The 24,525-nt window shown below is 48.2% G+C and carries 15 protein-coding genes; 7 read left to right on the top strand and 8 right to left on the bottom strand.

Annotation, left to right across the window (positions count from 1 at the left end; genetic code table 11):
• Positions 1-747, bottom strand: a complete 747-nt coding sequence (locus CRO03_RS10645) for a DUF2189 domain-containing protein (protein WP_245861602.1) — start codon at positions 745-747, stop codon at positions 1-3.
• A gap of 193 nt (positions 748-940) precedes the next feature.
• On the opposite strand from CRO03_RS10645, the gene CRO03_RS10640 reads away from it, so the two are divergent.
• Positions 941-1,447, top strand: coding sequence for a TIGR00645 family protein (locus CRO03_RS10640; protein WP_097111607.1), 507 nt, complete (start codon positions 941-943; stop codon positions 1,445-1,447).
• Here the strand turns inward: CRO03_RS10640 and CRO03_RS10635 are convergent.
• Positions 1,444-2,205: a substrate-binding periplasmic protein gene (locus CRO03_RS10635; RefSeq protein ID WP_097111606.1), complete on the bottom strand. Its 762-nt coding sequence runs from the start codon at positions 2,203-2,205 to the stop codon at positions 1,444-1,446. The genes CRO03_RS10640 and CRO03_RS10635 overlap by 4 nt on opposite strands.
• Positions 2,206-2,419: 214 nt before the next feature.
• Between CRO03_RS10635 and CRO03_RS10630 the strand changes: the two genes are divergently transcribed.
• Positions 2,420-5,989, top strand: coding sequence for a hybrid sensor histidine kinase/response regulator (locus tag CRO03_RS10630; protein ID WP_245861600.1), 3,570 nt, complete (start codon positions 2,420-2,422; stop codon positions 5,987-5,989).
• Here CRO03_RS10630 and metH read toward each other — a convergent pair.
• The 4 genes from metH to CRO03_RS10610 form a co-directional block, all read right to left on the bottom strand.
• Complete coding sequence (gene metH, locus CRO03_RS10625; protein ID WP_097111604.1) at positions 5,986-8,607, bottom strand: methionine synthase; 2,622 nt, start codon at positions 8,605-8,607, stop codon at positions 5,986-5,988. The two genes, CRO03_RS10630 and metH, sit on opposite strands and share 4 nt — an antisense overlap.
• Positions 8,607-9,671: a homocysteine S-methyltransferase family protein gene (locus CRO03_RS10620; protein ID WP_097111603.1), complete on the bottom strand. Its 1,065-nt coding sequence runs from the start codon at positions 9,669-9,671 to the stop codon at positions 8,607-8,609. Before CRO03_RS10620 ends, metH begins: the two co-directional genes overlap by 1 nt.
• Before the next feature lie 33 nt (positions 9,672-9,704).
• A complete protein-coding gene (locus CRO03_RS10615) occupies positions 9,705-10,631 on the bottom strand; it encodes a homoserine O-succinyltransferase (RefSeq protein ID WP_097111602.1) in 927 nt (308 codons plus the stop codon).
• Between the two features lie 99 nt (positions 10,632-10,730).
• Entirely contained in the window at positions 10,731-11,156 is a 426-nt protein-coding gene (locus CRO03_RS10610) for a helix-turn-helix domain-containing protein (RefSeq protein ID WP_141397746.1), read from the bottom strand.
• 141 nt (positions 11,157-11,297) lie between these two features.
• On the opposite strand from CRO03_RS10610, the gene CRO03_RS10605 reads away from it, so the two are divergent.
• From CRO03_RS10605 to CRO03_RS10595, 3 genes are all read left to right on the top strand, one after another.
• Positions 11,298-12,851 (top strand): methyl-accepting chemotaxis protein, encoded by a 1,554-nt coding sequence (locus CRO03_RS10605; RefSeq protein ID WP_097111600.1) that lies wholly within the window; start codon positions 11,298-11,300, stop codon positions 12,849-12,851.
• A 6-nt stretch (positions 12,852-12,857) separates the two neighbouring features.
• Complete coding sequence (locus CRO03_RS10600; RefSeq protein ID WP_097111599.1) at positions 12,858-15,266, top strand: EAL domain-containing protein; 2,409 nt, start codon at positions 12,858-12,860, stop codon at positions 15,264-15,266.
• A gap of 106 nt (positions 15,267-15,372) precedes the next feature.
• Complete coding sequence (locus tag CRO03_RS10595) at positions 15,373-17,154, top strand: diguanylate cyclase domain-containing protein (RefSeq protein WP_097111598.1); 1,782 nt, start codon at positions 15,373-15,375, stop codon at positions 17,152-17,154.
• 456 nt (positions 17,155-17,610) lie between these two features.
• On the opposite strand, the gene CRO03_RS10590 is transcribed toward CRO03_RS10595, so the two are convergent.
• Positions 17,611-20,694: a hypothetical protein gene (locus tag CRO03_RS10590; RefSeq protein WP_097111597.1), complete on the bottom strand. Its 3,084-nt coding sequence runs from the start codon at positions 20,692-20,694 to the stop codon at positions 17,611-17,613.
• Between the two features lie 241 nt (positions 20,695-20,935).
• Positions 20,936-22,486: a phage tail sheath family protein gene (locus CRO03_RS10585; protein WP_097111596.1), complete on the bottom strand. Its 1,551-nt coding sequence runs from the start codon at positions 22,484-22,486 to the stop codon at positions 20,936-20,938.
• Between the two features lie 104 nt (positions 22,487-22,590).
• Between CRO03_RS10585 and CRO03_RS10580 the strand changes: the two genes are divergently transcribed.
• Complete coding sequence (locus CRO03_RS10580; RefSeq protein WP_245861597.1) at positions 22,591-23,571, top strand: FAD:protein FMN transferase; 981 nt, start codon at positions 22,591-22,593, stop codon at positions 23,569-23,571.
• Between the two features lie 135 nt (positions 23,572-23,706).
• Positions 23,707-24,519 (top strand): substrate-binding periplasmic protein, encoded by an 813-nt coding sequence (locus CRO03_RS10575; protein ID WP_097111595.1) that lies wholly within the window; start codon positions 23,707-23,709, stop codon positions 24,517-24,519.
• Positions 24,520-24,525 lie beyond the last annotated feature (6 nt).

Raw genomic sequence — 24,525 nt, 5'->3', positions numbered from 1 at the left:
CTACACCTCTAACACACCGTCATCAGACGGCTTAACCTGCAGCGCAAACACATCATTAAATGACAAAAAGAACGCAATATTAAGCAGCGGTAACACCACCACTAAGCCAATAAAAAAAGTGGGCAGCGTTAGCAGGACCAGTACGGTACTCAGTAACCCGAACAGCATTAGTGCGGTAACATTGCGCCAGCTGGCAATAAAACTGGTTTGCAGTACCACCAGGAAACGCTGCTCTTTTAAAAAGTAAGCAATAGCCACTGCATAGGCAAACAGCATAAACACCAGGGTAAACAGCGCGACCATTACTATCAGTTGTAATATAACAGCGGTATCAATTCCGCTCTCTGCTGCAACGGCAACTGACATGGTCTGGAACAAATGTTGATGAAAACTTAGCAGCGGCGCCAACAATAAAAACTTAATGGCACCAATAGCTAACAGAATCAGCCGGCACGATGGCTCCGCCAATGGCTGAAACAACCAATCGACAGCAATTTTCTGCTGTTGCTGAGCACCAACAACAGCCTTATAAAAGCCAGCGGTTAAAAACGGATTCAGAAAAATCCAGGCGATAGCCGTCAGTTGGTTAAACTGTAACAAGAAGCTGATACCAGCTGTCAGTAAAAACATCGCAATAAATACCAACGGTGCCTGCTTGAACAGCTGCCAGGCAGCAGTCAGCCATTGCAGTGAGGCAGTTGGCCTGACCCGCCTGATAATCAGTTTCAGTTGAAACGGCTTTTCCACAGTTACCTCTTGCTTACACCTGCAGCTTTTGCTGCCGTTAAGGCACGCTATCATACTGCAAAACCACTGAAAATAAGAGAGCTGAGACAAAACTTCAGCAACTGATGGAAAAAAAGTCCGAATGGCGGGTTTCAGGCTTGCTTTGCTGCAATGTGACCGCATAATAGCAGCATCATAGAAGTGAGGCTGTCGCATGGAAAAGTTTGTTGAAAATCTTATTTATTCTGCCCGTTGGATTATGGCACCCATTTATCTGGGGCTCAGTCTGGCGTTAATCGCCTTGGCAATTAAGTTTTTTCAGGAAATTATCCATATTATTCCGATTATTTTCAGCATGAAAGAAGTCGAGCTGATTTTAGTGGTGTTATCGTTAATTGATATTGCGCTGGTTGGTGGTTTGCTGGTAATGGTGATGTTTTCCGGCTACGAGAATTTTGTTTCCAGGCTCGATCTGGAAGGTAATGACGATAAACTAAGCTGGTTAGGGAAACTTGACGCGGGTTCGTTAAAAAATAAAGTCGCAGCCTCCATTGTGGCCATTTCTTCTATTCATTTGCTGAAAGTATTTATGAACACCGAAGTTATCGCCAATGATAAAATTAAGTGGTACCTGCTAATCCACATTACCTTTGTGCTGTCAGCTTTTGCTATGGGCTATCTGGACAAAATACTGCGCGACGACAAAGTGAAGTCTCTCTAAGGTTCATCACACAACAAGTTATGCCGCAAAGTCTGGTTTTCTTCACCAAAATATTTGCGTTGTAGCCGCTGATACCAGCTATCCAGCATAACACTGAGTAACGCCCGGTCAAAAGCACGTTGCATTTCCGCATCCCGAAACGCCGCCCGGTAAAGTGTGGTACTAAATAAAGGGTGGATAGTCAGGTGCTCGTTACTGTCATGTTGGAGCCGGTAATGGTTAAAAATATTACGGTCCATCACCAGCACCTGCACCCGGCGCGACAGCAACATTTTCAGCTGTGCCTGCTGATCAACCGTTTCCCGATAATCGGCAGAAATTCTGGCCATATCGGTATAATCCGGCCCCAGCACGGTGCGGGCATTTTGAAACGCCAGCACTGAATACCGGCCCAGATCACTGCTATGGCTAATTACCAGTTCGTCATCAGACCGGCTAATGGCAATATTCTGATACCGGATATAAGGGTTGGAATAAAACAATCCCGTTTCGTTACTTAAAACAGGCTGCAGACTGGCGATATCGCCCTCGCCCTGTTCCAGCAAAGACTTAATCCGGGCATTTGGCACAAACACAAATACCGGCTCGTAGCCCATCCGGCTGATCACTTCCGCCAGCAGCTCTACTTCATAGCCTGAAATATTCGCAGTATTTATATAAGGCGGTTTATGCTGGCCTACCAGCACGGTTAATGGTGCTGCCGTCACCACAGCACTGGTTATCAGCAACAACAAACTGACCAGCCAACTTTGCCGCATAGGTCTAATCCTCAACCTGTTTTTATTCAGCATAACGGCTTTTCGACAAACTGACAGAAAATTTGTTAACCTTTTCAGGCCGTAGCACCCTGTCCCCTCCGTTATAGCTTTTTACCCTGACCACGTTAGCCCGGGTACTTGGCGAGGCTGGCTACAGCAGGTAAGATAGTCTGTTAGTCAGCCTGCCGGCGACGGCAAAGAAATGGAGTTCACTGTGTCCGACGTTAATCTGTCCCGCTACCACAGGCATGGGCTGCTGTGCATTACGTTGCTAGTTATTACTGCTATAGCGCTGCAGCTCTGTGCCCGGGCGGCAACTTTTGAACATGGTATGCCGATGCTGCATAACCTGAAGCCAAAAGATTATCATGCCGGCACCCAAAACTGGGCATTGCTGCAGGACCAACGTGGTGTGCTGTATGTTGGCAATAATGTTGGTGTAATTGAATACGATGGCCAAAGCTGGCGCACCTTGCAAACCAGTAATAAATCGGTTGCCCGCTCTCTTGCGTTATCAGCTGATGGCCGGGTTTATGTCGGTGCAAAAGGGGATATTGGCTATATCGATCACAGCGAGGGCCAATCCCGTTTTCAGTCGCTGCTGCACCTGGTCCCTGAGAGCTTCCGGGATTTTCGCGATGTCAGGCAAACCTTTGTCAGTGACGACAGTGTTTACTTTGCCAGTCGCGACTATGTATTCCGGTTACGCAACGAAAAAATAGATGTCTGGCGCAGCAACAGCAGTTTTTTAAAAGCATTTTGGGTCAATCAGCAGCTTTACATCCGGGAAGAAGGCACCGGCCTGCTGGTACTGCAGCAGGATAATTTTCAGTTAGTGCCTGGCGGCGAGCATTTTGCAAAGGAAAGCCTTTTTGTGCTCGAGGCATTCGACGACACCACACTGCTGGCAGGTAGCCGGGAAACCGGTTTGTACCTGCTTAGTTCCGACGGCGTTACGCGTTTTACTACGGCATATGATCAGCAAATAAAAGAAGCTGTACTTTACAGCGGCCTGACCCTGAATAATGGCGATATTGCGCTGGGAACCGTGCAAAACGGCGTGTTTATTCTGAACAAGCAAGGCAAACTGGTGGGTCACTACAACCGCAATTCCGGTTTACTCGACCAGAATGTCCGGGCCTTATATCAGGATCATCAGGGCGGACTCTGGCTGGGTCTGGACCATGGCCTCTCCCGGATCGACCTGAACTCGGCTATTACCGCCCATCACGGTGCCAGTGGTCTGGCCGGTAATGTGCTTGCGCTGACCCGCTATCAACAACAACTCTACGCCGGCACCAGCCTGGGATTGTTCAGGCTAGAGGCCCGGGAAGATGGTAGTGGCCATTTTATCCGAATAGCTCCGCTGCAAAAACAAACCTGGGGCTTTGCCGAGTTCGGCCAGCATCTCCTGATCGCAAATAATGACGGCGTGTACCAGCTGGCTGATGAGCAGGTTACCCTTGTCCGACCGTCTAACCAGGCCAGCAAGATTCTGCAGGTATCCAGCCTCGACCCGAACCGGGTGTATGTTGGCTTGCAGGATGGCCTGGCAACCATGCGCTATGTTGACGGCCAGTGGCAGGACGAAGGCCGGGTGCCTGGGGTTGAAGGTAACTTAAACAGTATTGTCGAACTGGCCAATGGCCAGCTCTGGCTGGGCACCCTGGCCCATGGGGTATACCGGCTGCAACTGCCGGCTTCCTGGCAAGGCGGCGCGTCAGTACCACTGGCAATAAAGCGGTTTACCAAAGAGCAGGGGCTGCCCAGCCTTAACAGAAATACCGTCCATCTGTTTAATGAAAAACTGGTTATCGCTTCTGTTCGCGGTATCCTTAGCTATAACGCCGCGTTACAGCAATTTGAACAGGCCAGTGCTTTTAACGGCCTGTTTAGTGGCGAGCAACCCTGGGTTCGCAACCCAACCATCGACCAGCAAGGCCGGGTCTGGATGTTGTTATGGGATAACGTCAATGGTAAACGCTCAGCGGGCGTTGCCACCCCCGATGCTAACGGCCAATACCAATGGCAAGGCAGTGCCCTGCAACCTTTAGCCGATATTCCGCTGGACACGATGCTGGTTGAACTGCCACTAGTCTGGTTTGGTGGGGCTGAGGGCATTTTCCGCTTTGCCGATGATCAGTACCAGCAACACCAGCCAAAGCCGCCATTACTGCGCAAAATATTGGTTGACCAACAGCAGGCGATCTACGCTGGCGGTGAACTACCCGAGTTAATCCAACTTAGCAGCGAGCAGCGAAACCTGCGGTTTCAGTTCAGTAGCCCTAATTACAACCCGCTCCAGCCCGACCAGTTGCAAGTGCGTCTGCTGGGCCACGATGATGACTGGTCCAGCTGGCGGCATGAACATTATCGGGACTACACCAATTTAAAAAGTGGCCGCTACCAGTTCCAGCTCAGAGCAAGAAATGTCACAGGCCAGGTCAGTGTTGCAGACAGCCTGCACTTTCAGATAGCCAGCCCCTGGTACTGGCACTGGAGCATGCTGCTAGCTTACCTGTTACTGGCCATAACCCTGCTGTATTTATTGCACCGCTGGCGGATGCACAGCGCTATTGTTGAACAGCAGCGCCTGACTCAGCAGGTCAATATCCGCACTGAACATCTCGAGCAGGCGATGCAACAACTTCAACAGGCCCGGGAAACAGCAGAAAACGCCAACATGGCCAAAGCACAATTTCTGGCGAATATGAGCCACGAATTACGCACGCCACTGAATGCCGTGCTGGGCTTCGCCGAGCTGGCCGAGGCCACACCTGCGGTAAGCCAAAAACAGCATTATCTGCAGAAAATCCGCTCTGCCGGAAAAATTCTGCTGAGTATTATTAATGACATCCTCGACTTCTCGAAAATTGAGGCCGGTAAACTGCAGCTGGAACAAACGGACTTTTCGCTACGCGAAACCCTTAGTCAGGTAGAAGATTTATTCAGTAACCAGATAACGGCTAAGGGCCTGAGTTATCAACGCCTGCTGCCGGACGACATACCCGACTGGCGCTGTGGCGATCCGCTGCGTTTAAGTCAGGTACTAATGAACCTGCTGAGCAATGCGATTAAGTTTACTGATCAAGGCAGTATCCGCTTGCAGATCGCGGCGCCAGGCACCGACCAGCTGCATTTTGCGATTAGCGACACCGGTATTGGCATCAGTGCGGCGGCGCAAGCCCAGTTATTTCAGCCATTTCAGCAAGCAGATAATTCGGTCAGTCGCAAATATGGTGGTACCGGCCTGGGCCTGACGATTTGTCAGCGACTGTTACAAATAATGGACTCTGAACTTAAGCTAACCAGCCAGCCTGGCGCAGGCAGTACCTTTAGTTTTAGTCTATCCCTGCCACTTGCCAGCAGTAGCGAGCCAGCCCAGCCATCGGAAGAGCCAGCAGAACCCGCCGCCGTAAATTCTCAGATCCTGGTGATTGATGATAACTATTTTAATCAGAATCTGTTGCAACTGATGCTGGAAAAACTGGATTATCAGGCACATGTGGTCAGCGGTGGTCAGCTTGCGTTAGACTGGCTGCAACAGCATGAACCCGCGCTTATTTTGCTGGATATTGAAATGCCTGAGATGGATGGCTTCGCCACCCTGCAGGCGTTACGCCAGCAGCCAACGCTGAATGGGATTCCTGTTATCGCCCTGACCGCCCATCACTCTGCTGAGCTGATGAGCCGGATTAGGCAAAGTGGCTTTACCGATATTATTACCAAACCTGTTGAGCTGGCCGGGTTGGCCGCCAAACTGCAACAGGTACTCGGCCATTAGCGAATATTGGGTGCCAGCCAGCTTTCTGCCTGCTGGCGGCTCCAGCCTTTTTTGCTGGCATAATCGGTTAGTTGATCTTCACCAATTTTACTGACCGCAAAGTACTTGCTGTCCGGGTGACCAAAGTACCAGCCGCTGACTGCGGCGCCCGGCCACATAGCATAACTTTCAGTCAGTACTATACCGGTTTGTGCTTCGACATCCAGCAACTGCCACAAGGACCCTTTTTCGGTGTGCTCCGGACAGGCCGGATAACCCGGTGCCGGCCGGATGCCCTTGTACAGTTCACGAATAAGCTGCTCGTTGCTCAGCTCTTCATCCGCAGCATAGCCCCAGTACTCACGCCGTACTTTTAAATGCAGGTATTCCGCTAAGGCTTCAGCCAGACGGTCTGCCAGCGCCTTTACCATAATGCTGTTGTAATCATCGTGCTCGGCAGCAAATTTAGCGGCAAACTCGTCCGCGCCAAAGCCGGTGCTGACAGCAAAGCCGCCGATATAATCTTTTACCCCACTGTCAATCGGGGCAATAAAGTCAGCCAGACTGCAGTTAGGTGCATTATTTCTAAGCTGTAACTGCTGGCGCAGGTTATATAACCGGACTTTTTCGACACTGCGGCTCTCGTCGGTATAAACCACGATATCGTCACCATCACTATTGGCCGGAAATAACCCAAATACCGCTTTGCCTTTAACATGGCCATCGTTAATCATGCTATCGAGCATGGCGTTGGCGTCCTTAAATAATTTGCGCGCCTCAATGCCCACTTCGGCATGGTTTAAAATGGCCGGGTATTTGCCCGACAACTGCCAGGTTAAAAAGAACGGCGTCCAGTCAATATAGTCGCGCAAAATATTGAGATCAACATCCGGCCATAAGTGCACGCCGGGCTGCTTAGGTGCCGGCGCCACTTTGCTTAAATCAAGCTGAAATTTATTCGCTTTAGCCTCAGCTAAACTGAGCAGCTTTTCACCGGGGCGCGAACGGGCATGTTGCTCGCGCGCCACCACATATTCGCCTTTAATTCGGGCTAAATAATCGGTTTTACTCTCCGGAGTAATAAGAGATTGCACCACCGAGACACTGCGCGAGGCATTGGGGACATATACTACGCCATTGGCGTAATTAGGCTCAATTTTTACTGCGGTGTGCGCCTTAGAGGTAGTGGCACCACCAATTAACAGCGGCTGGGTAAAGCCTAAGCGGGTCATCTCTTTGGCGACATGGACCATTTCATCCAGCGACGGGGTAATCAGGCCGGATAAACCAATGACATCAACGTCACGCTCTTTCGCTACCCTTAATAGCTCAGCGCAGGGCACCATCACGCCTAAATCTATTACTTCAAAGTTATTACATTGCAGCACTACACCGACGATGTTTTTACCGATATCGTGCACATCGCCTTTTACTGTGGCCAACAGAACCTTGCCCTGAGCCCGGCCACCTTCTTTTTCCAGCTCGATAAAAGGTTGCAAATAGGCCACGGCTTTTTTCATCACCCGGGCCGATTTAACCACTTGCGGCAGAAACATTTTGCCTTCACCGAATAAATCCCCTACCACGTTCATGCCGTCCATTAACGGCCCTTCAATCACATGCAGTGGCTTTGCCGCCTGCTGGCGTGCTTCTTCGGTATCAACATCAATAAAGTCGGTAATGCCTTTAACCAATGCATGTTCAAGCCGCTTATTTACCGGCAGGCTGCGCCAGGCGTCATCGATTTTTTCGGCGACGCTGCCATCGCCTTTAAACTGGGCAGCAATCTCCAGCAGCCGCTCGGTGGCGTCATCGCGCCGGTTCAGAATAACGTCTTCGACCCGTTCTTTTAACAGCGGCGGAATATCGTCATACACCGTTAGCTGGCCGGCATTAACAATACCCATATCCATACCAGCAGCGACAGCGTGATATAAAAATACTGAATGAATGGCTTCACGCACCGCATCATTACCACGGAACGAGAACGACACATTCGACACGCCACCAGAGATTTTGGCATGCGGGCATAAACGCTTTATCTCGCGGGTGGCTTCAATAAAGTCGACCGCGTAATTGTTATGCTCTTCAATGCCGGTAGCGACCGCAAAAATATTCGGGTCAAAAATAATGTCCTGCGGCGGGAAACCAATTTGTTCGGTCAGAATTTTATAAGCACGCTGGCATATCTCGACCTTCCGTATTTTGGTATCAGCCTGGCCCTGCTCATCAAAGGCCATTACCACCACTGCCGCACCATAACGGCGCAACAAACGGGCCTGTTGTAAGAACGGAGCTTCACCTTCTTTCAGGGAAATAGAGTTCACCACTGCCTTACCCTGAATACATTTCAGCGCCGCTTCAATCACTTCCCATTTCGACGAGTCGACCATAATCGGCACCCGCGAAATGTCCGGCTCTGATGCCAGCAAACTTAAATAGCGCACCATGGCAGCCTTGCTGTCGAGCATAGCCTCATCCATGTTGATATCGATGATCTGGGCACCGTTTTCCACTTGCTGGCGCGCGACATCAAGCGCCGCTTCATAATCGCCGTTTAAAATCAGTTTTTTAAATCTGGCTGAGCCAGTTACATTAGTCCGCTCGCCTACATTGATAAATCGGGCCTGTTGTCGCATTACCACTCCACAGAAAAGGCTTCAAGGCCGGCTAAGTTAAAACTATGGCTCGGTGCTTTGGGCTGGCGCGGCGGCGCAGCTTTTACCGCATCCGCTATGGCTTTAATATGCTCTGGCGTGGTGCCACAGCAGCCGCCGACAATATTGAGAAAGCCCTGCGCTGCCCAATCGGCAATTTCGGCCGCCATCTCTACAGCACCCAAATCATATTCGCCAAACTCATTTGGCAAGCCGGCATTCGGGTGTACCGATACATAAGCTTCTGATACGCCGGACAAGGTTTCGACGTAAGGGCGCAATAAATCCGGGCCCAGCGCGCAATTCAGGCCAAAACACACCGGCTCAACATGAGCCAGGCTATGGTAAAAGGCTTCGGTGGTCTGGCCCGATAAAGTCCGGCCGGAGGCATCGGTAATAGTGCCAGAGATCATCACCGGCAGTTTAAAGCCCACTTCATCAAACACTTTCAGCACCGCAAATGCCGCCGCCTTGGCGTTTAAGGTATCGAAAATGGTTTCCAGCATAATAATATCGGCGCCGCCCTCTATCAGAGCATGGGTCGACTCGGTATAGGCCTCGACTAACTCATCAAAGCTGACATTACGAAAACCTGGGTCATTAACATCGGGCGATATCGACGCCGTGCGGTTAGTGGGCCCCAATACGCCGGCGACAAAGCGCGGTTTGTGTGGCTCCAGCGCGGTGACTTCATCACAGACTTTCCTTGCTATTGCTGCCGCTTCGCGGTTAATCCGGGCCGACAAGCCTTCCATCTGATAATCCGCCATCGCGATGGTGGTAGCATTAAAGCTGTTGGTTTCAACAATATCGGCCCCGGCAAGCAGATACTGGCGGTGAATATCGGCAATTAAATCCGGCTGACTTAACACCAGTAAATCGTTGTTACCTTTAACGTCGCTCGGCCATTGTGCAAACTCTTCGCCGCGGTAGTCGGCTTCTTCCAGCCGGTGCTGCTGGATCATGGTACCCATGGCGCCATCCAGCACCAGAATGCGTTCGGCAAGCAGCTTACGAAAATGTTCAGGCGTCAATCTTGCGGTCATAAAATACTCTTTTCTGTAATCTGTCTGGTTGGCTTACGCCGAACGGCCAATCTGCTGCAGTTCAAATGGCGTAGCCTGATATACATAATAATTCAGCCAGTTGCTGAACAATAGAAAAGCATGGCTTTGCCACAGCTTTTGCGGCCCCTGTAACGGGTCGTTATTACGATAATAATTTTCCGGCAGTTTAGGCGTAGCGCCGGTAGCAATATCACGCTGGTATTCTTCATCCAGGGTGGTTAAGTCATACTCCGGATGGCCGGTAACAAACACCCGGCTGCCGCTGCTGTTCTGCAGCAAATAAGCACCGGTAACATCTGCTTCGGCCAGAATATGTAAGTCATCATGCTGCTGGTACTTTTGTTTCGGCACCTGGGCATAACGCGAGTGCGGTACTAAAAACTCATCATCAAAACCACGCACTAATGGGCACAGTGGCTGGGTTACCTGCTGCCAGTAGACACCGGACAGCTTCTGACCGCGAATTTCCCGCTGCAAGCCGTAGTATTGATAAAGCGCGGCATGGGCGGCCCAACATAAAAATAAGGTGGAAGTAACGTTGTTATCAGCCCAGCGCAAAATGTCGCCAAACTGGTTCCAGTAGGTAACATCTTCGTAATCGACCAGCCCCAGCGGCGCGCCGGTAATAATCAGGCCATCATACTTTTGCTGTTGTACTTCAGAGAAATAGCGATAAAAGCAGTTTAAATGACTCGGTGGGGTATTCTTACTGACATGATCATCAATCCGCAGTAAATCGACATCCACCTGCAGCGGGCTGTTCGCCAGCAAGCGCAGCAATTGCACCTCAGTGGCAATTTTATTGGGCATCAGGTTTAAAATGGCAATTTTCAGCGGCCGGATATCCTGCGACTGCGCCCGGCTCTCGGTCATCACAAACACATTTTCTGCCGACAGCGCTTCCACCGCCGGCAACTGATCGATCACTTTAATAGGCATAGCCACACCTGGTTAACTGACATAACCGCTATGGTGCGCAAAACAGCCGGCAAAGTCAACTTCTATACGTTTAGATGGCTAAATAAGAGGTGTGGAATTCTAACTTTTCACTGAAGAGTAACTGGTTAGCTTAGTCAGTTCACGGATGATGATATACACATATTTCTTTTGCTCAACATTCATATTTTGAAACATCTCTAAAATAGAGTGCTCCAAATCGTTTTCTGTCGGCTCAAGAAAAAAGTCGTACACCGGGCGATGTAGTAACGATGCTATTTGTTCAATTCTGTCCAAAGACGGTGAGATTTTTCCGGTTTCAATCCGGCTTAGGGTCTCTTTTTCAACCTGCATCATTTCCGATAGCTTCGCCTGCGTGAGGCCTTCACTCTTACGATGTTCAGCTATCAGCCGACCAACACGTATTGACAGTGAGGGTTTCTCTATACTATTCATCAGCACCGCAATATTCTGTTGACACAAACTTTGCCATTTTCGTTGAAAAGCCCAATCAGTAGAATGACGCAATAAATCACTTTAAATTGATTTATTACGTCATTTTTTTTGACTCAGCTCATTGCAAAGTCAAAAAATTAGCGTTAAGTTGCATAAAATTCTCAAGCCATAGCCTCTCTGCTGCCAAGTCCGTAGTGGACCCTAAGGACTACCATGCGCAACAATGCTCCTGTTACTGCTGTAGAAAGAACATTTGGTCAGGCCACTAAACTGATCTCAGTAACAAATAAAGACGGCACCATTGAGCAGTGTAATGACGCTTTTGTCGAAATAAGCGGCTTTAAAAAAACTGAATTAATCGGCCAACCACACAACATTGTCCGACATCCGGATATGCCAACTGAAGCATTTAAAGTGATGTGGGCGCATCTTAAAGCGGGTAAGCCCTGGATGGGGCTGGTTAAAAATCGTTGCAAAAATGGCGATTATTACTGGGTCGATGCGTATGTTACGCCGGTTACCGTGCATGGCGAAATTGTCGGATATGAATCAGTTCGCTCCTGCCCTGCCAGACAAGACGTTGAGCGCGCTACCAGCCTGTACCAAAGCATCAATGCTGGTAAGGGGCAGACGACCTCTCTGGCGGTGTCAGCTGAAAACATTTTCCTGATTGTCTCCATTGCTGTTTGCTTTGTTATTTTCATGCTGGGCTTTAAACAACTATCGGAAGGGGTGCTGTTAGCGACGGTAGTGATTTTTGCCATTTGGGTGTCACTTAACAGGCAGAAAACGCTGGCGACGTTAAACAAGATGCTCAGCCATGCATTTTCAGATGAGCTTGCCGTCAGAAGTTATACCGACGAATCCGGAGCTTTAGGCAAGCTGCAAGTCGCAATACTCAGTCAGTTAGCCCATTTGGGTACTGTTATCACCCGCATTGAAAGTGCAGCGCTGACTGTTGCCAAGCAGTCAGAAGCAGGTGCTGCTCTGACAGTCCAAACCCGCAAAGATATTGAGAGCCAGCAGGCTGAAACTATGCAGGTTGCGACAGCCATGAATGAAATGACCACCACTATTGCTGAAGTGGCCCGCCATGTCAGCGACACTGCAACTAATGCAGATACCGCGAATGAACTTGCAAGGCGGGGTACCAATGTTGCCAACGTGACCCATGGGTCTATTCAACAATTAAAAAATACCGTACTGAAGATTGGTAGTTCTGTACGGGGCGTATCCGAACAAACAACAAAAATTGCTGAGGCAGCACAGATGATCGAGCAAATTGCCGATCAGACCAATCTGCTGGCGTTAAATGCCGCTATCGAAGCCGCCAGAGCGGGCGAGCAAGGAAGGGGTTTCGCGGTGGTGGCGGAGGAGGTCAGAAATCTGGCTCGCCGCACTCAGCAATCCACCAAAGAAATTTACACCATCGTCACCGAATTGACCGGCCGCGCCAGCGAAGCAGTTGACATAGCTGATGCAGGAGCGAAAGACGCAGAGGATGGTCTGTTGCACGTGGTTGAAAGTGGCACCATGTTATCCGGCATTTCAGAGGCCGTTAATCAGATAGCCCAGATGTCCACACATATGGCTTCGGCTGTAGAGGAGCAGGCTCATGTCGCAGAAGATATTAACAAACAAATTGTTAGCATCTCAACACTTGCCGACGCCAGTACTGAAAGCTCAGTAAAGTTGTCAGACACCATAACTTACCTGAACAAAATAGCCGATGAACTGCATGAGCTGGTGGTACGCTTTAAGAGATAATTAATTATGCAAGAAATGCCAGAAGACTTAGGCCTGCTGTATCGCGCAATGATGACATCCGCCACGGATGCGATCGTCGTGATTGACCACAACGGGATTATCCTACATTTTTCCAGTTCTGCCGAAGTATTGTTTAACTGCAAGGCCAATGAATGTATTGGCAAAAGTGTCAATATGCTGATGCCGGAGCCATTCCGCACAGAATACGTCTCATACCTGAATAATCACCAAAAAACTGGCAATGCATCGATTATTGGTCGTGGCCGGGATGTTATCGGCTTAAAAAGCGATGGCACTGAGTTTCCAATGCACTTGTCTGCCTGTCCGGCCCGTATTAAACAATCGCTGTATTACATTGGCATTTATCACGATTTATCCGATTACAGCAAAAAACTGTCAGAAAAACTGCAAATAGAGTCTTTGCACAATGCGCTGTTCGATGCCGCAGTTGACGGCATTATCACGATTAATAAAACCGGCATTATAGACAGCTTTAATAAAGCGGCGGAACGGCTGTTTGGCTACATGAAAGAAGAGGTTATCGGCCAGAATATTAAGGTTTTAATGCCGTCGCCCTACCGCGAGGCGCATGATGGTTACCTGCATAACTACGCCATGGGTGGTACCGCGCAAATAATCGGCATTGGCCGTGACGTGTCCGGCTTGAAAAAAAATGGTGATATCTTTCCAATGCGGTTGTCTGTTGGCAAAGCACTTACCGAAGACGGCGACTTTTATATCGGCGTGTGTCACGACTTAACCAGCTATCAGGATGCACTGCTGCAGCTAGCCACAGCCGAGCAGCGCTATAAAAGCATTGTCGAGTGCCAAGGTCAGATTATCTGCAGGTTGGACAGCAACTATAACATCACCTTCGCCAATCAAACTTTTCAAACCGTTTTTAACTGCAATGAAGACGAAATGCTCGGTCTGAAATTAATTAATTTTATACCGGATGACAAAATTGAGATGCAACAAGTATTGCTCGAGGTCGCCAACAGTGAAGCCATGCAGCAGACCCATTTCAAGAGCGTCATGCTTCGCAAAGGTAGCAAGTTTAACATTGAGTGGTGGTTTACCCGGGTTCAAGACAATACAGGTTCAACTGAAATTCAGGGATTTGGCATTGATATTTCTGAAAAAGAAGAAGCTATCCGTCAGGCGACATTTTTAAAGAACCATGATGCCCTAACCGGCCTGCTAAATATCGATGCATTTACCCAATCATTTGATAATTGGACGACAGCAGAGCACTACGCCATTTTTTATCTCGATTACAATCATCTCAATCTTATCAACAACCGCTTCGGCTTTAACATTGGCGATAAGATCTTGGTTGAAACCGCAAAGCGCTTAAAAATAGCGCTGCCGCAGCCTGCTTTGTTATGTCGCCCTGGTGCAGATGAATTCATTGTGGCCGTTGAAATTGCAACGTCAACTGCAGCAAAACAATTAGCGCAGAGCATACTGGACAGCCTTAAGCAGCCTTATTTTATTGGTGAGCACAAAATAAAAGTCAACGCTAAAATTGGCATCGCTTTGTTCCCGGACGACGCTGTTGATATCGGTACGGTTATCCGCCAGGCTGAGTCAGCGCTACCCAAAGCTAAGCAAAGCCAAAACAACGTGGCCTTTTACGATCTGGATTTTCATTCGTCTTTACAGCGGCGGCTTGACGTGGAGCAACGTTTGGGCGTTGCACTGGACGAAAATTTACTACAAGTTTTTTTACAGCCTAAAGTGGATTTACTCAGTAATCAAACCATTGGTTATGAAGCACTACTGCGCTGGCAAGACCCCATTCTTGGCAGCGTATCACCCATTGAATTTATTAAAATTGCTGAAGAAATGTCATTAGCAATACAAGTTGACCGCTACGTCTTAAAAACTGTTTTTCAAACTATTCGGCGTTCGATAGACCAAGATATCCGTCTCTTACCCATCGCTGTCAATATCACCTCTTGCCACTTTGGCGATGCCGCGCTGATAGATTACATTTTTACATTATCAAACAAGCTAGATGTGCCGCTGGAATTACTTGATTTAGAGGTAACCGAAAGTGTCCTGCTGGAAATGAGTCCGCAAGTTGAGAAAAACCTGCAATGGCTGCGGCAAAGCGGCATTAAAATCTCAATTGATGATTTCGGTACCGGATACTCGTCATTAAGTTATATCCGCAAACTGGCCGTTGATACATTAAAAATTGATAAAAGTTTTATTGATGAAATTACCGATGAGACAGGTCAAAAGTTAGTTGCCGCCGTAATAGCAATCGCCCAGGCTGTTAATCTGGATGTTATTGCTGAAGGGGTGGAAACAAAGCAGCAACTGGACATTCTAAGTAAGCTCGGCTGCAAAAAGGGACAAGGCTATTACTTTGCCAGGCCCAAATTTATTGATGATGTGCTCTTTTAAAAAAATTCGCTAATTAGCAGTTGCTTCTTATGGCGGCCAACTTTGTTGCGGTATTTTTTAAATCTCTGCATATCACCAGGCAATAAGATACTGGGAAAGTAATCGGATGAAAAACTGGCGAGACCAACCTTCAACGTTCAAGTTGTATCTATATTCAATGCTGGTAATTGTCTTTTTACTAGGGCTCAGTTTTATTGTGTTGGTATATGAGCAACTCAGATATGAAGCTGCAATCGAAAACCGCGAGCAATCTATTCGGCTGGCAGCAGAGCTTCGTCAGTCGTCAAACGATTTAGCCAGACTTGTCCGCACTTATATTATTACCGGAAACCCGTTATACAAGGAGCAATTCAGAGCAGTTGTTGAAATAAGAGACGGTATCAGGCCCCGGCCAAAAAATTACAGCTTAGCTTATTGGGACTTAAAAGCATTAGATACTGACCAATTTGGTTCGTCCACTACCGAAACTGGCGAAGCCATTTCACTACTTGACTTGATGCACCAGGCAGGCATTACCGACGCTGAGCTGGCCAATCTGCAACTGTCCAAACAAAAATCAGATATGTTGGTTACCGTTGAAAACAAGGCCATTTCGCTGGTAGAAGAGGATACACCAACAAATCCGCTAAAACGTGAACAAGCACTCGCTATGCTGGCAGATAATTACTTCACGTCGATGAAAAGCGAAATAATGCGACCTATAATTGCAACCGAACAAATGATCATTGAACGAACTCAACGAGCCGTAAATTTGGCCAATCAGAGACTTATTTTTGTTACTGTTTGTCTGTTTGTACTAGGTGGATTACTGCTACTGCTAATCATTAAAATAGGCCAGCAACTTAAACGGATCATAGGTTGCTCGGTGCGGGAACTACAAAACAGGATACACGAATTGGGGAAAGGTAATTTTCTCACGCCTATTCACGTCACAGATACAAATTCTGAAAGTGTGCTTGGCTGGCTGGCCAAGACACAACGCAAGCTGGCTGAGCTTAACATGGAGCATTTCAAGTCGATAATTGAGTCTTCAGATGATGCGATCATCAGTAAAAACATGCAGAGTATCGTCGCTAGTTGGAATCTGGGCGCGGAAAAAATTTTTGGTTACACCGCAGAAGAAATGATTGGTCAATCCATGACTATAATCATTCCACCGAACCGTCTGCACGAAGAACCTGCGATACTGAAACGGATAGCCAACGGTGAGAAAGTTGATCATTTTGAAACTCAGCGACTGCACAAAAATGGTACTTTGATTGACATCTCAGTTACCATTTCACCGATTAGCAACCAACACGGGAAAGTTATTGGTGCCTCCAAGATTGCCAGAGATATTACCAAAGCTAAAACAGCCGAGGCGGAAATCAGGCGTTTAGCCTTCTTTGACAGCTTGACCGGGTTAGCCAACAGAAGATTATTGCTCGACAGACTAAATCAACTGTATGCAACAGCAGTGCGGGACAAGCTGATGTTTGCGGTCATTTTTTTGGATCTGGACAATTTCAAATCACTGAATGATAGTAAAGGCCACCAAGCTGGCGATGTGCTGTTAAAGCAAACAGCGGAACGTTTAGTAAGTTGCATCAGGGAGTCAGATACCGCAGCACGTTTTGGTGGCGATGAGTTTGTCGTGGTATTACAAGGGCCAAAGGTACAAAGCAACCCGAATAACGAATGGCTGAACACTGTGCTTTCTAAAATTATTACTGAACTCGGTACCCCATATCAATTTGGTAACGACTATCATTTTTGCACACCAAGTATTGGCGTTAGCGTGTTTAAAGGTCAGCAATACACAGCCGAGCAGCTGATCAAGCAAGCAGATCATGCAATGTATCAGGCAAAATCGGTTGGTAAAAATTGCTACAAAGTCTTTGGAGAATAGCGAAAAAAACCATTTATAGTGCCTGCCTGAGCAAAGTTTATCTCCGCTTGTCTGAGGTTCATTTACCTGACGCTACTCATAAATAGTCATTTCTAAGCCATCGACACGACCGGAAATTTCTGGGAAAAACCAGAAGCAATGCCCCCCCTCACAAGTCTGTGATGGCTAAATAAAGACCTACCTGAACCTGAATTAAAAAACCAGCGACACCTGCGCGCCAACTTTGGTGCGGCTAAAGCTGCGGCTTTCCCCATCAGGCTGATAATCAATAGGTGTAATTGGGGTATGCCGTGTCTGATAGCGTATGTTGTAACAATTACCGTATAACTCAAGCCGGATTCACAATCAACGAAGGTCGCAGATATTACTGGAAAGACTCAATCGGAGGAAAGAGATCATGCTCAATAAATGAAAAAGCAACACATTAAGCGTTGCCTTTTTCAAGAGTTTCAAAACTTACTTTTCCAGCAGTGACCAGTCGGCAGTCCAGTCTGCGTCTGAAATTACCGCCCCTATATAGTCTGTTTGTTCAAAAAACGTATTAACGACTGATAAATCAATCGCCGTGGCATTAACGGAACTAAAGTAGCCGTTTAGCACCGTATCGCGCTCAGACTCGACAGCATTGCCGGCTTGAGCCAAAAACCATGACTCAATGTCAAAGTTTGCCGGCGATTTGAAGTTTTCGCCATTTTCGCATGCCATCACTGTGTGAGTTATGGTTAAGAATCCAGAATTGGCCGATTCAACAGTGTTGCCGTCTATTTCAAGACACTCCCCCATTCCTGAAGGCCCGGTAACAATAGCATTGCTGATATAACCGCGGCTTCCATGGCGAAGAAAAATCCCCTCAGAGTCATCATCCCCGTCAAAATTGTTACCAATTATCGTTAGATTGGCAATCGTCGGGTTAGACACAGGTATGGCATTAACATCGTATGATGCATTATCGGCTTCAATGGCTCTGTTGGCTTTAGAGTGGTCTGCAGCGTGCTGAAGCAATACAAATTGCATGTCCCCGGTATAACCAGAACTCCAATCTAAGCTGTCGTCTGCTGCTCCAGTCACAATTAGCCGCTTTAACTTCGCATTACCACCGTCAAGTGCCAAACCATCACCTGCAACACTATCAATATGAATATGGCTCAATACAGTACTGGCACCAACACTGTATAGTCCCAATCCGGCATGGGTATCGCTGGTGAAATTATTGGAGGAACCTGCATTTTTAATCCGAAGATATTCAAGGATGCCTGAGTTGTCGTCAGCTTGATTGCCGCCATGATAATTATCGATTTGCAGACCAGGCGCGACAATCGTGCACAAATCGTCCGGACTACAGCGATTGTTTTTAGCTTTACCAAGAACTGTTAAGCCACCCCATTGACCCGGCATTGCTTCAAGGCCTTCAACATCTTCAACAGATGTCAGGGTAATAGGGCTTTGACGGTAACCAAAGGCGATAATTTTTGACCCCCGGCTAACGACCAAAGAGCTTTTGGCATTTTGAACCGCTAAAAGTGTACCGGGGCTTAGCCGTAAAGTTGCATGGGCCTCATTATCTAAACCAACTTGCAGCGTTTTTTGCAATAAATACCAGGCATTCTCGGCTGTTGGTGGTAGGTGTACTTCTCCACCGGTGATGATTATACGATCATCATCTTCGCTAACTGACATGCCAACGGCTGCAATACTTTGCAGAAACGCTACATCGATACTGATTACCTGATCGCGATAAATCAGCGAATTTAAATCATCATCCTCAATATCCTGAATCCCATCATTATCACGGTCGGGATCACTGTTATCACCAATACCATCACTGTCATAATCCGCAGATTCACTGGGATCTAACGGAAAAAGATCGTCTACATCAGCAACGCCATCACTATCATCATCCGGATCAGCATTGTTACCAATGCCATCACCATCAGTATCCAGCCATTCGCTGGCATCCAGAGGAAACGCATCCTCGTTGTCTGGGTAGCCATCATTATCATCATCCGGATCGGCATTATTCCCAATACCATCTCCGTCGGTATCCAGCCACTCGGTTGCGTCTAATGGAAACGCGTCTTGCGCATCTGTATAGCCGTCGTTATCGTCATCCGGATCAGCATTATTACCAATGCCATCGCCGTCAGTATCCAGCCATTCAGTCGGGTCCAGTGGAAATGCATCCTCGTTGTCTGGGTAGCCATCGTTGTCATCATCAGCATCGGCATTATTACCGATACCATCTCCGTCGGTATCCAGCCACTCGGTTGCGTCTAATGGAAACGCGTCTTGCGCATCTGTATAGCCGTCGTTATCGTCATCCGGATCAGCATTATTACCAATGCCATCGCCGTCAGTATCCAGCCATTCAGTCGGGTCCAGTGGAAATGCATCCTCGTTGTCTGGGTAGCCATCGTTATCATCATCTGCATCCGCATTATTGCCAAGACCATCACCATCGGTATCCAGCCACTCCGTTGCATCTCTGGGGAAAGCATCATTTGCATTGAGATAGCCGTCGCCATCAATATCATCATCGACAACATCCGGATAGCCATCACTATCCAGGTCAGGACCAAAAGATTTTATCCGATTTTCAAAGGCAACCGTATTGATATCGCTCAGCATAACAGAACCGCCTGACGCCGATGCTTCGGCGTGCAGCAAGAGAGGCAGTTGATCCAACGTAATATCTTTGCCATCGTCTGTTAGTAATGACGTCCCGGGAACAGATAAATGCCGTACAGCCAAAGCCTGCCATCTTGCGACTAAATCAGGTAATTGAGCAAACGTGGCAACGGGTTCACCATTTCTCTGGCTATCAACAATGCCATCAGATATATCCTCAGCCAGCGCAGCAAGAGCCTCGTCAAAATTGATTTCAGTATTAACCGTTAAATGGAAAAGTATTACCGCAAGTGCCTCGCTTGCCTGGCGAAAGCGGAAATCACTTTGTAGTGTTGCACTGTCGGTAATCAGCGGAGACGCTGAAAGCAAGTCAGCTGTTTCGTTCAGATTAAACCCAACTGTGGCCAGAATATTTTCTAAAGCGTCAGCCATTATCGAAGAGACAATGGCATCGCTGTCATCCACTAAATCAATTATTACCATATGGGTAAGTAAAGTCGAAAACGGAGTGACATTAACTTTGCTGTTAGACTCAACCTGAGCACGACTAACAATAGCCATCATTGATTTGGCATAGGGCACCTGCTCAGTCACCAGTTCCGTCGTCGCGGTATCGACGCTGGCGACAAGCAAATAATACTCAGCTTTTGGTGCCACAACTTTCAGATTTTTGAATCGGCCATCATTACCCGTGCGGGTGCTTGCGACCTGGGAGCCTTTAAATTCCGGGGCTGTCCTGCTCAACTCGTATAACCGGATATTGGCATTCAGCCATGGTCCTTTTACCACTTCGCCGGCAAGCGTATAACTGACTGGTTCAGGAGGAGACGTAGAACTGTTGTTTTCGGTACTTGAACCACCACAACCAATAAGTAACAAACTTAAGGCAACTGCCAGCGACCGCAATAACACCATTCTAAAATATCCCTATAATTTCAAAGCAGATATCTTGTGAATAGTTGATGACAGTAAGATGACAGAAAACGTCGATTTTTGGTTTTTTATTTACTTTCCAAGGTACTGAACGTTGGGAATAGGAGGTCGGAGAATAAGGGATCGAAGCTAATCCTATTAATGTCGCATGGAAAGCAATAAACAAATCATGGCGATGTTGGCAATTCTGACTGCAATGGATCTGGGTAAATCAGGCGGTTTATCAGGATTTCTGCATCTGCTGCTGGAAGCTAATTTCGATAAACTCGGCCGGCCGGATCAGCGCCACCATTACCCTAACCCGCAAAATGCCTTCGAGAATATCGTTTGAGGTCATGGTTTCACCCAGCCCCACGCTGACGCTGAAGGCATCTTCCGGCGAGGCGCCGGCTAAACCGCCGCGCTGCCAGATCCCGCTAAGGAAATTACCGATCACGTTTTTAACGGTGGCCCAGGTACTGGCATTGTTGTTTTCAAACACATAGGCTTTAGTGCCCAGCCGGATGGACTGTTCCAGCATTATCATGGTGCGCCGTACATTGATGTAGCGCCAGTCCGGGCTGTTGCCATCCAGCGTCCGAGCCCCCCAGACCAGGGTGCCTTCGCCGGCAAAGCTACGAATAGCGTTTACCGATTTACCCTGGGTACTGACATTTAGATCTTCCTGTTCTTCATGGCTGATAGTTACTGCAGGGGATACCACAGCACTTAAACTGACATTGGCTGGTGCTTTCCATACGCCCCTGGTGTTATCTACCATGGTATAAATCCCGGCCATTGCCGCTGCCGGCGGCAATAAATTTATCATGGCCCTCATCTGGCCAAGTAACTGTCCATACAATGGGCTGATAGCTTTTAAGCTTTTGTGCAGCAGCATTTGCTTAGCGACCCGCTCAGCACTGTCCAGTTTGCTCCAATCGGCACTGATTTCGCCGATGGCCTCCAGTTGCTGCTGCAATTTCAGCTGAGCGGCTTGATCAGCAGCAGAAGCGTTGTCATCCAGCTTAGGTAGTTCATCAGGCAGGTTACGCTCTTGTTTTAGCAGTTGCTGCAGCAGTTCAGCCGGTGCCAGATTCTGATAGCTCAGCTCGTGCTGCTGCACTATGCTGGTGTTCAACCACGGATAATAGGCCGTCGCAAAATCAAGGTAGTTAATGCCCAGCTTATCGCGGAAATTATCAATGCAATCGCCTGCCGGATGCTGGCGCGGTTTATAGCCCTGCCAGATATCCAAAATGGCCACCCGGTTGCGCATCTTGCCGCCGCAGTGCGCCAGTGCTGCCTGCTGTACGGCAATGCAGTCGTCTTCGGTCAGCAACACCGCTTCAGGGATCACCAGTATGGTCGGCTCTTGCTCTTTAATCAGCAGATCAATACCGGCCATTAATTTTTCGCCTGTCACCTCATCGGTGTAACTGCCGACCGATACGATATAGCAAGGGCCTCCGCCGTTCTGGTAAAACAGCATCATGGCGTAATACAGCAGGTTCTTGCCGCTATCGTGACTGAGCTGATAAGACTTAGCAGCAACACTAACGGTGTTGTCATCTGCTGCGGCCGCTTCAGTCAAACCAAATAGTGGTGTTGGTGCTAAACCAAAGTAATGTTGAAACTCTGCCATTGCGCTGATACGCATCGGGCGATTAATCAGTGATTTAGCGCCATGCATTGCCTTTTCGGTATAGCCGATAAAAGCCGGCACTGCCGTTGCCACTTCTATCACCGAATTGGGAAAGGCATTTTTTTCTACAATATAAACCCCAGGGGTTTTCATCCTTCAGCCTCATAAACGTCAAGCCTGTTTCGGCCCTAAACATTGAGTAAGTTAAGCAGCTCTGTAACAATAGCTGCATTCGCTATACGCAGTGGCTTATTTCCATGCATATCATCCGATTTACCGTCACATTCTCATTTTTTTTGCTTATCAGTGCTGTTTTATGCAGCAATGCCCTGGGTCAATGGCAGCGCATGCCCTTTCAGACCATGGGCACTCAGGCCTATGTCGAGCTTTGGGCTGAAGATGACAAGCGGGGTAAAGACTTGCTTGTTGCCGTGCAAAATGAATTTGAGCGGATTAACCAACTGATGAGCCCGTATATCGACAGTAGTGAACTGAGCCTGCTAAACCGTGAAGCGGCGGATGGCCCGGTTACGGTCAGCGCTGAGCTTTACCAGCTGTTACAGCAGGCCGAGCAGTTGGCAACCTTAAGTGACGGTGCTTTTGATATCAGCTTTGCGTCAGTGGGCTTTAGTTATGACTACCGGCAACATATTAAACCCAGCACGGAACTACTGGATACCCAGCGCCCGCTTATTAATTACCGGCATATCAAACTACTGGCAGATAATCAGGTACAGTTTGCCAAAGCCGGCGTAAAAATTGATTTAGGCGGCATTGCTAAAGGCTATGCGGTCGAGCAAGCCATTGACCTGCTGGCGGAAGCGGGGGTTAAACATGCGCTGGTGACCGCCGGCGGTGATACCCGCCTATTGGGCGATAAACGCGGTCGTCCCTGGCTGGTGGCCATAAAACACCCACGTAAAAGCGACGATATCGTCGCGCAGCTGCCACTGACCAACAGTGCCATCAGCACTTCAGGTGATTATGAGCGGTTCTTTATTGAAGACGGCGTGCGCTATCATCACATACTGGATCCAAAAAGCGGCCAAAGCCCATCAGGCTTAATGAGCGTCACAGTGCTGGGACCGGACACTACCCGCACTGATGCGCTGTCTACCACCTTATTTGTAATGGGGCTGGAGCGTGGGATGGCATTTATTGAGCAACAAACTCAGTTTGAAGCCATTTTTATCAGCAGCGAGCATCAGCTATATTTTTCATCGGGTTTAGCGCAATAGCACTTGGCACAATAAAGCACAGCCTAAATTAGCGGTATCCTGACGACAAAAAGCCCTTTATACTGACATGATTGCTGAAAATTTAAACAACTAAAGCAGCAGTCTTATTGGGATAATAACGACAATGGAAACCCGATGCTCAGAACAGTGTTAAACGCTTTTGTTATTGCCGTTGTGTTGCCAGCCATTTGGCTGTCACAGGCCATGGCATGTACACTACGTCTGGGAGTAGAAACACACTTCCCACCCCATATTATTAAAACTGAAAAGGGCTGGAGCGGGCTTAGTGTCGAGCTGGCGCAGCGCCTGGCAAGAGAAGTAGATTGCGACGTTATCCTGATTGAAAGCCCCTGGCTGCGGGCGATGCGCCAAATCGATAAAGGCGAACTGGATATTGTCAGTCATCTGACATTTAGTCCGGAGCGTCAACAACGTTTTGCTTTTATTGGCCCACACCATCTGGAACAAATTTATCTGGTGGCCGATCCTACCGCCATTCCCGCATTAAGTTCAGTAGAGCAACTGGCCAACGACGTTGACCTGACGGCCATTGCTATGCTGGATGGCGCCTATTACGGCGAAGACTTCGCCAGACTGCAAGCGCAGCCCGGCCTTAAGAGACAACTGGTTTATATCAACAATAATCTGGATAAAATGGCGTTGCTGAACGCCGGCAGGGTCAATGCGGTACTGGAAGATATATCTGTGCTGCGCTATTGGCAAAGCACTCATAACAATGTTTCTATGCGCTACCGGCCATTGCTGGCAATTCACAAGGGGCCGGTGTATTTTGGTTTTAATAAAAAGACGCTTTCGGCAGCACAGCTGCAGCAACTTGAAAGTGCCTGGCAAAAACTTCACTCAAGTGGCGAATTAGCGGCCATTGTCAGCCGTTACCAGCAAGCTGATAGCGAACTTGGCGTACCGCCACCCCAACCTCATTTGTAAACCATT

Origin of the sequence: Arsukibacterium tuosuense (genome assembly GCF_900215315.1) — a bacterium.
Classification (GTDB): Bacteria; Pseudomonadota; Gammaproteobacteria; order Enterobacterales; family Alteromonadaceae; genus Alishewanella; species Alishewanella tuosuense.
The sequence above is the reverse complement of the archived record's forward strand: the minus strand, read 5'-3'. Positions and strand labels throughout refer to the sequence as shown.